The sequence below is a fragment of the Fusibacter sp. genome, from assembly GCF_057447755.1.
In genome coordinates this window covers 1-13914 of record NZ_JBVBZF010000067.1, presented here as the reverse complement: position 1 = coordinate 13914, position 13914 = coordinate 1, and the positions used below count along the sequence as shown (strand labels likewise).

14 protein-coding genes are annotated in these 13914 nt (G+C 37.6%); 6 read left to right on the top strand and 8 right to left on the bottom strand.

Translation table 11 applies throughout. From position 1 onward, the window contains the following. On the bottom strand, nt 1-660 hold a 660-nt coding region (locus AC220I_RS10160), incomplete at its 3' end, for an iron-containing alcohol dehydrogenase (protein ID WP_486723713.1). 94 nt (nt 661-754) lie between these two features. Beyond that, on the bottom strand, nt 755-1972 hold the full coding sequence (locus tag AC220I_RS10155; protein ID WP_486723712.1) for an FAD:protein FMN transferase: 1218 nt from the start codon (nt 1970-1972) through the stop codon (nt 755-757). A gap of 103 nt (nt 1973-2075) precedes the next feature. Between AC220I_RS10155 and AC220I_RS10150 the strand changes: the two genes are divergently transcribed. Further along, the gene (locus AC220I_RS10150) at nt 2076-3638 is read left to right on the top strand and encodes an amidohydrolase (RefSeq protein WP_486723711.1); all 1563 of its coding nucleotides are present in this window, start codon (nt 2076-2078) and stop codon (nt 3636-3638) included. A gap of 1 nt (nt 3639) precedes the next feature. Here the strand turns inward: AC220I_RS10150 and AC220I_RS10145 are convergent, their stop codons facing one another. The 6 genes from AC220I_RS10145 to AC220I_RS10120 all read right to left on the bottom strand — a co-directional run bounded on the left by AC220I_RS10145 (nt 3640) and on the right by AC220I_RS10120 (nt 8031). Then, nucleotides 3640-4590, bottom strand: coding sequence for a DUF4097 family beta strand repeat-containing protein (locus AC220I_RS10145; protein WP_486723710.1), 951 nt, complete (start codon nt 4588-4590; stop codon nt 3640-3642). Between the two features lie 12 nt (nt 4591-4602). Then, entirely contained in the window at nt 4603-4962 is a 360-nt protein-coding gene (locus tag AC220I_RS10140; RefSeq protein ID WP_486723709.1) for an SHOCT-like domain-containing protein, read from the bottom strand. Then, nucleotides 4959-5333: a DUF2089 family protein gene (locus AC220I_RS10135; RefSeq protein ID WP_486723708.1), complete on the bottom strand. Its 375-nt coding sequence runs from the start codon at nt 5331-5333 to the stop codon at nt 4959-4961. Before AC220I_RS10135 ends, AC220I_RS10140 begins: the two co-directional genes overlap by 4 nt. Before the next feature lie 339 nt (nt 5334-5672). Further along, complete coding sequence (locus tag AC220I_RS10130) at nt 5673-6488, bottom strand: EFR1 family ferrodoxin (RefSeq protein ID WP_486723707.1); 816 nt, start codon at nt 6486-6488, stop codon at nt 5673-5675. 104 nt (nt 6489-6592) lie between these two features. Next, nucleotides 6593-7516 carry an SPFH domain-containing protein gene (locus AC220I_RS10125; RefSeq protein ID WP_486723706.1) on the bottom strand — a complete coding sequence of 308 codons (924 nt, stop codon included), beginning with the start codon at nt 7514-7516 and terminating at the stop codon, nt 6593-6595. 53 nt (nt 7517-7569) lie between these two features. Then, nucleotides 7570-8031 (bottom strand): NfeD family protein, encoded by a 462-nt coding sequence (locus AC220I_RS10120; RefSeq protein WP_486723705.1) that lies wholly within the window; start codon nt 8029-8031, stop codon nt 7570-7572. A gap of 158 nt (nt 8032-8189) precedes the next feature. Here AC220I_RS10120 and AC220I_RS10115 point away from each other — a divergent pair, with 158 nt between their 5' ends. The 5 genes from AC220I_RS10115 to AC220I_RS10095 form a co-directional block, all read left to right on the top strand. Beyond that, nucleotides 8190-9632, top strand: a complete 1443-nt coding sequence (locus AC220I_RS10115; RefSeq protein WP_486723704.1) for a sensor domain-containing diguanylate cyclase — start codon at nt 8190-8192, stop codon at nt 9630-9632. Nucleotides 9633-9807: 175 nt separating this feature from the next. Beyond that, entirely contained in the window at nt 9808-10809 is a 1002-nt protein-coding gene (locus tag AC220I_RS10110; RefSeq protein WP_486723703.1) for a hypothetical protein, read from the top strand. Nucleotides 10810-10826: 17 nt separating this feature from the next. Then, nucleotides 10827-11519 (top strand): RNA polymerase subunit sigma, encoded by a 693-nt coding sequence (locus tag AC220I_RS10105; RefSeq protein WP_486723702.1) that lies wholly within the window; start codon nt 10827-10829, stop codon nt 11517-11519. Next, entirely contained in the window at nt 11501-12553 is a 1053-nt protein-coding gene (locus tag AC220I_RS10100) for an anti-sigma factor domain-containing protein (protein ID WP_486723701.1), read from the top strand. The genes AC220I_RS10105 and AC220I_RS10100 overlap by 19 nt, the downstream gene beginning before the upstream one ends. A 116-nt stretch (nt 12554-12669) precedes the next feature. Then, a partial coding sequence (locus tag AC220I_RS10095; protein ID WP_486723700.1) for a M3 family metallopeptidase occupies nt 12670-13914 on the top strand: 1245 nt, incomplete at its 3' end.

The window sequence follows — 13914 nt, the reverse complement described above, 5'->3', positions numbered from 1 at the left end:
CGCTTCAAGTGCATGAAGATCTGTAAATGGTGATGAAGCATTTGAGACGTAAGCTTCAATAGCATGTGTCAGAGCATCCATACCCGTGCAAGCTGTTAAATAGCCATCCATCGTCGTCAATAAAAATGGATCTATCAAGGCCAGGTCTGGCACGACTTTCTTTGAGATAATGGCTATCTTCACCAATCTCATGGTATCTGATATAATGGCGAATTGTGATACATCAGCAGATGTACCCGAGGTGGTTGGTATACAAACAAGTGGTGGTCCTGGAAATGGGACGGAATCCACACCTTCGTAATCGAGAATATTACCCCCGTTAGTGGCAACAATGGCAATTCCCTTAGCACAATCCATGGGGCTACCACCTCCGACTGCGACAATAAAATTGCAGTCATTCTCAATAAAAGCATCCACACCAACCATGACATCGGTATCTCTCGGATTTGGAAATACATCGCTGAAAATGTGATAGTCTATTTCTACATCCGACAAACTCTCTATAATTTCATTAATCCACCCTGATTTAATTATGCCCTCATCTGTTACGATAAGCACCTTTTCAGCACCAAGATTTTTCGCATAACTCCCAATGAGCTTTCTGGAATTAAATCCAAAAATAAACTCCGGAATTACAATTTTTCTAAGCTCTTTTATCATAAAAAACACTCCTTTGGTCTTTTATACCCAAAGAAGTGCCTTTTTAATTTACAATATTGTGATATTTGTTCCACAAATTATATTTTTAGAATCTTTATTCTTTTTCCTTCAAGGTATAGTTATTGTTGGTTAGGGTAAAGACATCCTTAAGACCTGACGTTCTGTAGATAATCCCATCTTCAGTGATAAAAAGCGCTTCGACTTGGTCCAGTGATTCGATGTAAGCAAAGCCCTTTTCCAATCCCATTACAAATACGGTTGTTGAAAGTGCATCGCCAACAACTGATTTTTCAGAGACAATCGAAACAGACTGTAACTGATTCTCTTCTGGAAAACCCGTTTTAGGGTTCAAGATATGATGGTAGCGCTTGCCGTTTTCTATAAAAAAGCGCTCATAGGTTCCCGAAGAAACAATTGAATTATCCTGTAGTTTTAAAACACCAACGATATCGCTACTTTCCCCCTTAGGGTCTCTGACACCAATCGCCCAAGCGTCACTATTGGGCTTATGGCCAACGGTTAATACATTACCGCCCAAATTGATAATGGCACTTTTATAGCCTTCCTTTTGAATTAGAGTCTTCACATGATCCGCGATATAGCCCTTGGCGATTGCACCCAAATCAAGTGACATACCCTTATTTTTCAAAAATACAGTTTGATCAGTTTCGTTTAGGATGATATTGTGATAGTCCAGCTCCAACATGGCTTGATCTATTTGACTTTGGTCTGGAACATGTGCACCCTCTGTGCCTATACCCCATAAATCCACGAGTGGTCCAATTGAAATATCAAAGCCACCGTCAGATATGTCACCATACTCAATGCCCATTTTGATAAGTTCAAAAATATTGTCTGATACTTTGACTGGTGCAATACCCGCATTTTGATTAATTAGGGAAACTTCCGAAGTCTCAATATTTTTAGAAATCAATTTTTCAAATTGATCTATTGCAAGAAAAATCTCATCAAAGTCACTTGATGGGACTTCCTTGTCCGCATATATACTAATTTTAATATATGTTCCTATCTGAAAACTGTCCTGATAGGTGATAATACTATTGGTTTTTGAATCATTGACAACTGTTGATGCACTTCTTACAATTGCATTCAAAGCATCTTGATTCGTATTTGGATTTGCTTCTTGAACCGTCTCAGAATTAGACTCTTGGCTTGATTCACTTACAGTGGGTTCAGCACTACTAGTGACCTTCTCTTTTTCATTACTGCAGCCTGCTAGCATGGTAAAAATCAGTAAAATTAATACAAAAATTGCTAGTCTGTCATTCTTTCTCTTTAATGAATTTCTCAATTCTACCTCCTTGTTCAATTCCTCGATTTATTATAACATGCTGACATGAATTTAACGATAAGATATAATAAAATATAGAAAATTCGAAAAGGTGGTATCCACTATGAAGCAAGTTTTTTATAACGGTAAAATTCACGCCATGTCTGCGGAAGACAGCTACTATGATTATATGATTGTTGAAGACCATTACATTTCTGAACTTGGTCATGGTCTGCCGGATACAATTGGTCATGCCATTGACCTTAAGGGCAAATTTGTATGTCCTAGCTTTATTGATACCCACATGCACCTATTGGGCTATGGTAGTGCCTTAAACAAATGTCAACTGGACCACTGTAGAAGTATAAAAGACTTACAGGATCGCCTTTTAAAATACAAGGATCGCCATTCTGAATATTGGATTGAAGGCAGAGGCTGGAATCATGACCTCTTTGATGAGAAACGCCTCCCAACAAAAGTGGATTTAGATGCCATCTGTCCAGATCGGCCGATTATACTCTCACGTGCCTGTGGTCATATCGCCGTGGTCAACAGCCTTGCTTTAGAAATCTGTGGCATTACTTCAAACACGCTTATATCAGGTGGTGCTGTCGATGTGGAAGATGGCACGCCCACAGGTATTCTCAGAGAAAACGCGCTTACACTGGTATTATCACAGATACCCCTGCCAACCAAATCGCAGCTCATTAAATACTTTGAGGATGCTCAAAGACAAGTTTTAAAGTATGGTATTACAACAGTCCATACAGATGACTTAACCATGTTACCGGAGGATGAGCAAATCAATCTGATAGAATTGATGAAAGCATTGCCAAATTACCCCCTTAGAATTTATGAACAAGTACAGTGTTTGACACCAGAAAGCATTAAAGCTTTTTCAGAATTGGGCTTAGTAACAGGTGCCGGAGACCATCGTTTCAAAATCGGACCCCTTAAAATCCTTGCAGACGGAAGCTTAGGCTCAAGGACTGCTAGACTTTCAAAGCCTTATATGGATGATCCAAAAGTTCAAGGCATACTCATATATACCGAAGCTGAACTTGAGCAATTGGTTAAGTTGGGCATCGAGCACCATTTTGATCTCGCCATTCATGCCATTGGCGACTATACCAACGCACTCTCTTTGAAGTTCATTGAAAAATATGATCCTTCTGCAAAGCAATACAATGCCATTGTTCACTCACAAATCATGACACTACCCCTAATAGAAAAAATGGCAGCGCTCAAGGTCAATGCACTTGTACAACCCGTTTTCTTGGGTTATGACATGTTCATTGTCAAGGATAGAGTTGGAGATGACCTGTCTCAAAACTCATATGCCTATAAGACCATGAAAGCCCATGGGATAAAACTCGGCTTTGGCTCTGATTGTCCTGTAGAGTCACCTAATCCCTTTGAAAGTCTCCACTATGCAGTAACAAGAAGGCATCCAAGTGGTAAGTGCTTTAATATTGACGAAGGCCTAAGCGTTTATGATGCTCTATCCTGCTTTACCAAGGATGCTGCATATTTTTCACATGAGTCTCATTTAAAAGGACAACTAAAAAAAGGATACCTCGCTGATTTTGTCATTCTCAGCGCGGATCCTTTTGTAGATGATTTACTAAACATTACCGTTGAAAAAACCTTCATTGATGGAGAATGTGTCTATTCAGCTGATGTCTAAATTATTTTTTATCAAATAGAATTTTACCTGACACAGTAGAAGCGCTTATCCATCTCTCATCAGAGCGATTGGTAACATTAACACGACGCTTACCGGACATCTCCTTGTCCACAACCGCAAAACCACTCGGATCTATACCGCCAGACAGTGAATCCATTGAAAGATTATACTGTTCTGGCGTTTCTACTTTAATATCGATTTTACCAGAAACTGTTGAGAAATCAGCCTGTTTCAGTTCATCACCACCATCAAACTCAATGCTGCCAGAAACAGTCTTCCCAATCGTGGCATTATGTCTTCCAGTGATTTTTACACGTCCTGAAGTGGATTTATAAATACCATTGGCACATTTAATGTCTTCTGCAATGACGGACCCTGACGTGGACTTTCCTTGTACCTTTTGAGCCTTTACACCCGTCATATAAACTTTACCACTCACAGATTTGAAAACAAAATCCACTCCGTTTAGTCCAATTGCGGATATATTTCCTGATACACTTGAAAACTTCCCCTGGTCTATTACCATACTCATAGGTAATTTAATGTTGATAAAAACGGTTTTAAATGGATTTTCACCTGCATCCTTGAAAAAGTTTATGAGATCGCCAAAGGTAGAGTTTCTCTTTTCTTTGATTTCTATATAATTTTCCTCTTCGTAAAAATAGAGCCACTCCGGTTTTTCAACCAGCTCCCTTGTATTGGGATCAAGAAGTTCAATGGTCACGTCGTTTACATTGGATCTTTCTATGTTGAGTTTGCATGAAATCAGTGCAATATCAAAGTTCTTGAGTACTTCTCTATCCGTCTCCTCATATGAATATCGCTCTTCTTCCTTTGGGGATTCCGACTCGATCAATTCAGTTTGTTCAGCAGCCTCAATCAGCTCAAGTCCTTCTTCAACACTGATTTTACCCGCTTCTATCATCTTTAATATTTCAAGCTTGCTATTCATCTTGAAAACCTCCTACACTAAACTGATGACAACCAAGTGTCCATCATCTGTTGTTATATTAACAAGTTCACCCTCGACACCTGATCGGATGAGTTCAAGAATTTCATCCATATCAATTTCGGTATCAAGGCCCTTAACAATTTTTGTACCAAAGATCTTAAACAAGCTGGATGGAAGCTTAATATCAACTGTTTTGCTTTTCATTTCATCTGTAACGACAACTCTAACCCATTTTACACCCTTAGGAATTGATTTATCACTCTTTGTCTCTTCTGATTTTCCAGAAACGGCATCCAGTAATTTTAGGCCATCATCAGCACTAATTGTGCCATTCTCAATCATTTTTAAAATTTGTAATCGATCTTCACTCATAACGTTTCTCCCTTCAACTTCTTTAAGGCTTCATCTGATGTGATTTCACCCTTGCTCAGTTTCTCTAAAATTTCTTTTTTGCTCACTTCTTCTTCACTTGGTTTAACACTGTAGCCTAGAGCACTGATTACCTGGTCTAAATTTCGACGTACCGTTGGATATGAAATTCCCAAATCTTTTTCGATTTCTTTTATATTGCCTCTGTTCTTTATGAAAATTTCAATGAAAAGCTTTTCTTCTTTACTAAGATAACTGAACTTATCCAGTTCAAAACTACCCTCAATACTCGTTTTACAATGATCACAGTGTAACTTCACAACCTTGAGCTTGGACTGACACACTGGACAATTTCCCAATACTTCTTTCTTCAAGATCATCACTCCTCTTTATAGCAACCCATATGTATCATGCGATTTTCACATGTCTCTTCACATGATTGTCTCTTAACCTTAAGATACGCCTTCCACACCACAAAGTCAATATCTCAATTTATTTTCTAACCTTATTCTAACCTAATAATTAATATAATTAATTTCACAGTTAATAAAATTAATTCGCCTCTCAATTTTGCCCCTATGTTTGATATTGATTTTTTAATGGGAAATTCTAATAAGGATTATTAATGAGGTGGTTCAATCTCACGATCATATTAGCAAAATAAGAGCTGCATCAGATAAGAAAATACAATTCTTAATTGATACAGCTCTATTTTAGGTACTAGACCTTTCTTTTTGTTTGCAAATTTGATCTATTGTGGCAAAAGGATGATTATAACGGCCATTTTTCTCAGTCATGCCTTTAATTTGAGATGCATTTGTCGGACAAAAGTTCAGACAAGCAGAACACTTATAACACACTTTATGATCTGGCCAATTTGGGCTTTTATCAATCATTTCAATCCTGCCACTGAGACATACGCGTTCACAATTTCCGCATCCGATACAGTTTGCATTTGAATACATCTTTTGCGGCTTGTTTCCACCAACTCGCATTAGAACTCTTAAAAAATTCACTAAGGGGACTTTTTGCTGAACGCCTTTATCTTTTGCTAAAAAGACTTCATTATTTTTCAATTTGGGCAATATTGTCCTGAGTTCCGCTTCCCAAGTCTCCTTTAAATTAGTCAACTCATTCTCGGATAAATTCTTGAAACTAAATTTTGGATCATTACTCGGCATGTTAAAGGACCACTCTAGCTGAAGTTTTTTATGTTTTTTCTTAAGTATAGAATTGATTTCATTAAATGCTGAATGATTTGTGCCAATACGTGTGGCAAGTGCAAATAGGTAAACTTCCTCACTCAGGGTCAATCTTTCAATAAAGCGTTTCATGGGAACCGGTAATGTCGTCATATAGATTGGAAAGATAAAACCAACGCGTCTCGAATCTAAATTCCTAATCTCATCGTCGTCACCAAATTTTAAAATTGGAATTAAATCACACCCAGGCATTGCCTTACTAATACTTTCCGCTATATGCAAAGTATTCCCCGTGCCAGTGAAATAATATAGTGCTGTCTCACTCATTTCCTGTTTCCTCTCTACTAACCTCAAGGTTGTTTTTAAGACTAAATAAAAAGAGGGCGCACCCAAGCTTGCTAATACGCTCTAATGCACCCTCATTAAGTCAATTATTTTTTGGCAATTTCAGTTAAGCTGGTTACTAAATTCGCAACGCCTGCTAAATCTGATGGTACGATGATCTTAGTCGCTTGTCCATCTGCTACACGTTCTAAAGCTTCAAAACTCTTTAAGGTAAGTACCGCTTGGTCCGCTTTTGCATTCTTTAACATTTCAAGACCTTGAGCAGTCGCTTGTTGCACTTTCAAGATTGCCTCAGCTTGACCTTCCGCTTCTCTTATTTGTGCTTCTTTACGCGCTTCAGCTCTTAAAATCGCAGATTGTTTTTCCGCCTCAGCATCTAGGATAACAGATTCTTTCTTACCTTCAGCCACTAGAATTGCCGAACGCTTCTCGCCTTCTGCTCTTAAGATGGATTCTCTTCTTTCACGCTCTGCACGCATTTGTTTTTCCATGGCTTCTTGAATGTCTTTTGGTGGTAAAATATTTTTAACTTCTACTCGATTAACTTTAATGCCCCAAGGATCTGTGGCTTCATCTAAGATGCTTCTCATTTGTGTATTGATAAGATCTCTAGAGGTTAAAGTTTCATCTAGCTCCAATTGACCAATAATATTTCTTAATGTGGTCGCTGTTAAATTTTCAATTGCCACAATCGGTTGTGCAACACCATATGTGTAGAGTTTAGGATCTGTGATCTGATAGTAAACGACTGTATCAATTTTCATCGTTACATTGTCTTTTGTGATAACGGGTTGAGGTGGAAAATCCACAACCATTTCCTTTAGGGATACCTTCTTTGAAACTCTGTCAATTAAAGGCACCTTAAAATGAAGTCCTGTTTCCCATGTACTGTGGTAAGCCCCTAGTCTCTCTAGAACATAAGAACTTGCCTGAGGTACAATTCTAATATTGCTTACAATAAGTAAAAATGCAAGAACAATCAATATTGTTCCGATAATAAATCCAGCCATAATGACCTCCTATTAGTATGTTATGATATATCTGAATCTCAACGCCACACAAACTATATTGGCTTTATTGAGTTTTCATTCACTTTTTTTTTCACGATAAGCTTAACACCTTCCACTGCGAGTACTTCTACCTCTTCATCCACTTCAATTTCTTCATGTTCTGGACATTTTGCCGTCCAAATTTGACCATTGACTTTTACAAGGCCAGTTTCTTTAATCCTGATTGCTTTTGTAACATAGCCTGTTTGTCCGATAATGGCATCAATATTGGTCTTATTCTGCCCGATTTTGAGTACTTTTTTAGCAATTGGTCGTGTATATACAAGAAGAATTGCTGCTACAATGACAAAGACTACGAATTGTACCATAATACCAAAGCCCATTGCCGAAGTAATTAAAGCAGCCAAGGAACCCACTGCAAACCATATAGAAGTCAATCCGAGAGTGGTGGCTTCAATAAGGGTGAAAACCACTATGAGTACTGCCCACATTATTGTAAAATAGTTTAAATCCATTTCCTCACCTCCTAAAGCGATTTACTTTCACGAACTACCATTTAAAAGATAATTCATGTATAATAGAGTTATCTTAATATTATTATAGCCTTTTGCAATCTATAATGTATTAAGAAACTCTTAAAAATCCGAAAATACTTGAGTTTGGAGGCGATAATTTGAATCAATTCAAACGACATATCAGTTCTCATTTCTTGTTTATTGCACTTTTTAGCATTGTCCTGATTTACATCATTTCAGTTTTAATTGAATGGCATCCCATTTTTGCGATTCTACTTCTTACTGTGAGTCTTTTCGGAATGTACCTCTTCATGATGACGCGTTATTTGAGGTTTCAAAATCTGATGTCTCAAACCATGGAACGTATTCAAGATGAAATGAAGCTCACTTCTGAAATAAGCAAAAAAGTGTCAAACGTGTCTTATGATAAACCTATGAAGATTTCACAAAGATTTCATTTAACTTCAAAGGAATTTGAAACCAGCATCCAATTGGCACTTGAATATATTCAAAACAGCCATGATACATTAGAAGAACTCAACCGCATTAACTATTGCAAGAGCAGTACGCTAGATACAATATTGGCCGTAAGTCATCATATTATGGCAAGAGACACTGATGAAGACTTCTACCAACTCATTCTTAAGTCCGCAATAGATGTTATTGAAAACGCCACTAAAGGCAGCATCTTAATTTTGAACCATGAAACAAATCGTTATGAATATCAAACCGCAGTTGGCTTTGATCTTGAATATCTAAAAAAAGTAGATTTTTCACTTGAAGAAACCTTTCTCTATCAGAATGCCGATGGCAATTTATCTCAACCCATGGTCATATCCAACATTCAAGACTTTGACTACACACAGCTTTCTGAAGAAAGAATTGAGTGGTTAAAAAAGGCAAACGGCCTTGACACAAAAGAAGCCTTATCGACACCGATCTTAGTGGATGACAAGATTTATGCCATTTTAAACATTGATAGTGATCAAACCCATGCTTTTGATGATGTGGACATTCAACTGATTCAGTTTTTTAGTGCTCAGATTTCCATTGCGATTCGAAATAAACTCTTGGTAGATGAAACCGTAAAACTCTCAAAATTCGACAAGCTAACCGGTGCCTACAACCGCAACTATTTCGAGAAAATTTTCGAATATCATAGTGAAATCACACTTGAAAATTTAGAGCCCTACGCTATTGTCCTCTGTGATTTAAATTTCTTAAAATCTATAAACGATACCTTTGGACATACTGCCGGTGATATGGTGCTTACTGAGTTTTCAAATGTCATCCAAGCCTCCATAAGGGATTCAGATATTTTCTCTCGTGTCGGAGGTGACGAGTTTGTCATCCTGCTCAAGAACATTCCACTTAATAAGGCGGAAGAAAAAATGGCGGCAATCTTTGACCAGTATGAATATCATACAATACCATTTAACGGCCACAAACTACCAGTGAGTTTCTCCTATGGCCTAGCTGCTTCTCCTGATGATTCTATGGTCTACGATGTTCTCGTTAAAATAGCCGATATTCGCATGTATGAGTTTAAAAAGGCCTACAAGGAATCACATCAGGATATTCTTAAAATGATTTTGCAATAGGTCTATGAGGCGTGTTTCTTCGGCAAAATCGCACCCAATAAATAAAAAAATGCCTGCACATGGATTTCAATTTGCCCATGTGCTTTTTTATATGAGCATATTTTTTTCAAAATCCCCCCTAAAAGTCACGCCTCCTTTGTATTCTATAGCAGATCAAACAAAGGAGGATTAAAAAATGAGTTATAATAAAATTAAGAAGTCAATTGCACTGGGTATAAGTATCCTATTAATAACGACCAGTATGGGTTTACTCTCTGCAGCACAATCAAGTGGCGTAGATACCGTGACATCAGCAACCCAGACCAATCATACATCGACAAGCAATACGCAAACCAACTCAAGTAAAGGGGCCTCAACGAATACCACACCAAGCGGTACTTCTACCACGACTACAAAGACCCCACCTGTGAAGGTCCAAGCAGTCACCACTTTTAATCAAGAAAAAATCGTTCTAGACTCAGACCAAGTTTTTTCAATCATGCTTGACGGTTTAAACGATTATACCCTAAGCTTCAATGCACAGTTGAAATTAACAAGTATTAAAGATATTACCAATGACATAGTCGTTGACCTAAGCGCCTATAAGGATAAGTCTTTAGATCAGTTGCTCCCACTTTTGAAAAGCTCACTCTTAGGGACTTCATCACAGACGACACCTTTGATCATTGGTCTCAGTGAAACTTTTAAAAACACAGAGGAATTTCAAACAGTCAAGAATATTTTGTCTAATGAATACAAAAGTAATGCCCTCTTGGTATTGGCACTCACTCACAAACATTCCCAAACAATATTTTCAGATGATAAAACCGCAACATCAGTTGAAAATTATCTCAATGCTCAGGTAAAATATGAAATTGAGCACTTGCTCCATTTGAAAGACTTAACCAATGACCAATATACATCTATTGTCAAGAGTGAGGCATTGATGAAAGCCATCAGTGAATCCAGTACAAGCTTTGAATACAAGGGCTCAGCTGATCAAGTCTTCTCAACTGGAAAAGTCAATTTTGAAAATAAATCAACACTTCACCAGGAAAAAGATGGTCATGAAGATGAAGACAATGACGATGACGAAGATGAAGATGAAGATGAAGATGAGAACCACCACAGTTCTCACAAAGAAGCTTACAAAATCAAGGTTAAAACATCTGAAAACCATGATGAATTAGACGATTAATTTAGAGGTGGTATGACGTGGAATATCATAATCAATTCCAAACAAGTGAAGAAATCATCAATACACTGCTCATGACAAAACATGCTTCTGAAGCACGTGATGAATTGATAAAAAGGTTTATGCCCTTTATCATTAAGTGTGTCAGTGAGTTTACCGGAAAATATGTCCAATTTGGAGATTCAGATGAACTCAGCATCGGTCTAATGGCTTTTAACGAAGCCATTGACCGCTATGATGCACAAAAGGGGCTTTTTTTACCCTATGCAAAATTGGTGATTTCAAGTCGACTTAAGTCATACTTTGAAAAAGAAAGACGAAAGGCCATCCCCCTTGCAATTGAAGATATTGAATCACATCAATCTACTGAAATCCTAAATTCATTTCAGTCTTCAAATGGCTTGGAGGAAGAAATTCTAATTTGGAAATCTGAACTCCAAAAGTTTAAAATTACTTTCCAGGACCTATTGGATAAAAAGCCTAAACATAAAGACACACTTTCCAATACCATGATGATTTCCAAACAGGTAAGCGAGCGAAAGACCTTGACCGCCATCATGTTTGAAAAATATCGTTTACCCATCAGCAAAATTCACAGAGAACTCAAAACCAGTATAAAAGTTTTGGAAAAAAATAAAGTGTTCATCACATCAGTTGTTATTATTTTTGTTAAAGAGTTAGGGGCGATTAAAAGATGGATTACGAGAGATTAATTCAATTAAAAAACGCTGAAAATTTATACAAGGGCATCATTCTGGAGATTCATCCTGCCTATTTACATGTTTTAACAGATGAGGGTGAACATCTTAAATTGACTCACAAGAAGGGCCATAAAATTGGCGAAGTCATCTATTTTCTTAAAGAAGACCTTCTCGCTCAAGATAGACCAAATGCAGTGATTCCAATTAAGTCTAAAATGCGTTATCTCAGTATGGTCGCAGCTATTTTACTGATTGTCTTTATGGTCAACACCTCTCTACTCAATGTGACATATGCAGTTTTGAGCTTAGATATCAATCCAAGTGTTGAAATGACCCTAAATCGAAATGGTCAGGTCCTTAAAGTTTTGGGCTTAAACGAAGATGCAACGCGCCTTCTATCTGGTATTGACCTAAAGGGCGAAAAATATAACGTTGCCATTGATGAAATTCTTAAACAAGCCAAAGCCTTAGGGTATTCAATCGATCAGCGAAGTGTCCTGATTGCCGTTGCCCCCTTGAAATCTGATTCGAATCAAATGGTTGAGGCCATTCAGAAGAATATATCAAAATACGCCGAGACCATTGATGCTGAAATCCTCGTTGGCGATAAAGAGGACTATGAAGAGATTTCAGAAGACCAAATTTCTTTGGGAAGACACCTGCTCTCAATAGAACATCCCGATCATGATGATGAGATTAAGAACTTGGAGATTCATGATCTGTTTGAACGGCTAGATGAAGACGATGCCCCTTCAAAGGACCATAATGAAGACCTAAACTTCGAAAATGATGATCATGAAACTGAGTATAACTCAGACTCTGAAGATCACCGCGAAGATATCAAAAATGAAGACAAATTTAAACAAGATGATAATTCTGGTGCTGAATCCGATTCTGATATTAAAAACGACAAGAGCGAAATAGATGGTCAAAATAACAAAGCCGACCGTAAAAATGAAGATAAACAAAAGACAGAACATCATGATAATGAAAATAGTGAAGATGAAGATAATATTGAGCATAGTGATGATAACCATGATGATTAATTAAATTAAATAAAGATCTAGTGTCTAAAAATGATAACCAGTACACCATACAAATAATTTTATATGGTATACTGGTTATATTAGTTCATAAATTAAAAATTACAGGAGGCATCAAGATGAATAAGAATTGGCGTTTAGACGCACTCTATACCGATTTTGATTCTGAGGATTTTTTAAAGGACATCAAAGCCCTTGAAACAGAACTGGAAATGTTGAACCAGACGGTCTTAGAACTTAAAGACAGCAAATCTCTTGAGGTGTTTTTTAGACATTTAGAAGCATTTGATCGCTTGACGACCACACTACTGTCTTATTGCAGTTTAACCTTTTCAATTAATACCAAACACGAAAAAGCACTTCAATACCAAGATAAAATCTTAGCCATCTATAAGGATGCCACACTTGCCAAAACCAAGCTGATTAAGTACCTTAACCAAGTAGATGATCTCCATTCTTTCCTTAAGACTTCTGACTATCTCTCATCACTTTCTTATATTATTTTAGAACTAAAGGCTTCAGGGCGTCACATGCTGTCTGAGGCAGAAGAGGTAATTGCCTCAAAATTATCCATTACTGGATCCAATGCATGGCGAACACTTCAAAGTAAGTTAACCTCTACTTTAACAGCGACAATCGTCCGTAATGGTGTGGCAGAAACACTTCCCATCGCGGCAATTCGTAACCTCGCCAGTGATGCAGATCCAAAGGTCAGAAAAGCTGCTTATGAAGCTGAACTCAAAGCCTATGAAAAAATTGATGAAGCTGTTGCGCTTTCACTAAACAGTATTAAGGGCGAAGTGATCACCATGAGCACCCTACGTGGTTATGGTTCACCTCTTGAAAAAACCTTGAAAGACTCTAGAATGTCACAAAAGACTCTGGATGCTATGTTTGCAGCAATTAAAGCATATATCCCTGAGTTTCAAAGATATTTGGTGACTAAAGGTGAGATGTTGGGGCACAAGAAGGGCCTGCCTTTTTATGATCTCTTTGCGCCTATTGGCAGTCAATCTAAAAAATATACCTATGAAGAAGGCTGTGCCTTTGTACTTGAAAACTTCGCCCAATTTTCAGATAAGCTACATGATGTTGCAAAAGTAGCCATGGAAAACGCTTGGATCGATGTTGAACCAAAAGATGGTAAAGTCAGTGGTGCCTTTTGCTCTGACCTTCATCCTATTAAGGAATTTAGAGTGATGCTAAACTATACAGGTAACCTAGGAGACATCACGACTTTGGCACACGAACTAGGTCATGGTTATCATGCAATCTGCGCCAACGAAGAAAATATATTAAACATAGATTCTCCAATGCCATTAGCAGAAACAGCCTCTACCTTCTGTGAAACCATCGTCAACAAT

Excerpts from the sequence above, each read along its gene's own strand:
- AC220I_RS10150 (WP_486723711.1), top strand. The coding sequence starts at position 2,076 with ATGAAGCAAGTTTTTTATAACGGTAAAATTCACGCCATGTCTGCGGAA.
- AC220I_RS10145 (WP_486723710.1), bottom strand. The coding sequence starts at position 4,590 with ATGAATAGCAAGCTTGAAATATTAAAGATGATAGAAGCGGGTAAAATC.
- AC220I_RS10140 (WP_486723709.1), bottom strand. The coding sequence starts at position 4,962 with ATGAGTGAAGATCGATTACAAATTTTAAAAATGATTGAGAATGGCACA.
- AC220I_RS10130 (WP_486723707.1), bottom strand. The coding sequence starts at position 6,488 with ATGAGTGAGACAGCACTATATTATTTCACTGGCACGGGGAATACTTTG.
- AC220I_RS10125 (WP_486723706.1), bottom strand. The coding sequence starts at position 7,516 with ATGGCTGGATTTATTATCGGAACAATATTGATTGTTCTTGCATTTTTA.
- AC220I_RS10120 (WP_486723705.1), bottom strand. The coding sequence starts at position 8,031 with ATGGATTTAAACTATTTTACAATAATGTGGGCAGTACTCATAGTGGTT.
- AC220I_RS10110 (WP_486723703.1), top strand. The coding sequence starts at position 9,808 with ATGAGTTATAATAAAATTAAGAAGTCAATTGCACTGGGTATAAGTATC.
- AC220I_RS10100 (WP_486723701.1), top strand. The coding sequence starts at position 11,501 with ATGGATTACGAGAGATTAATTCAATTAAAAAACGCTGAAAATTTATAC.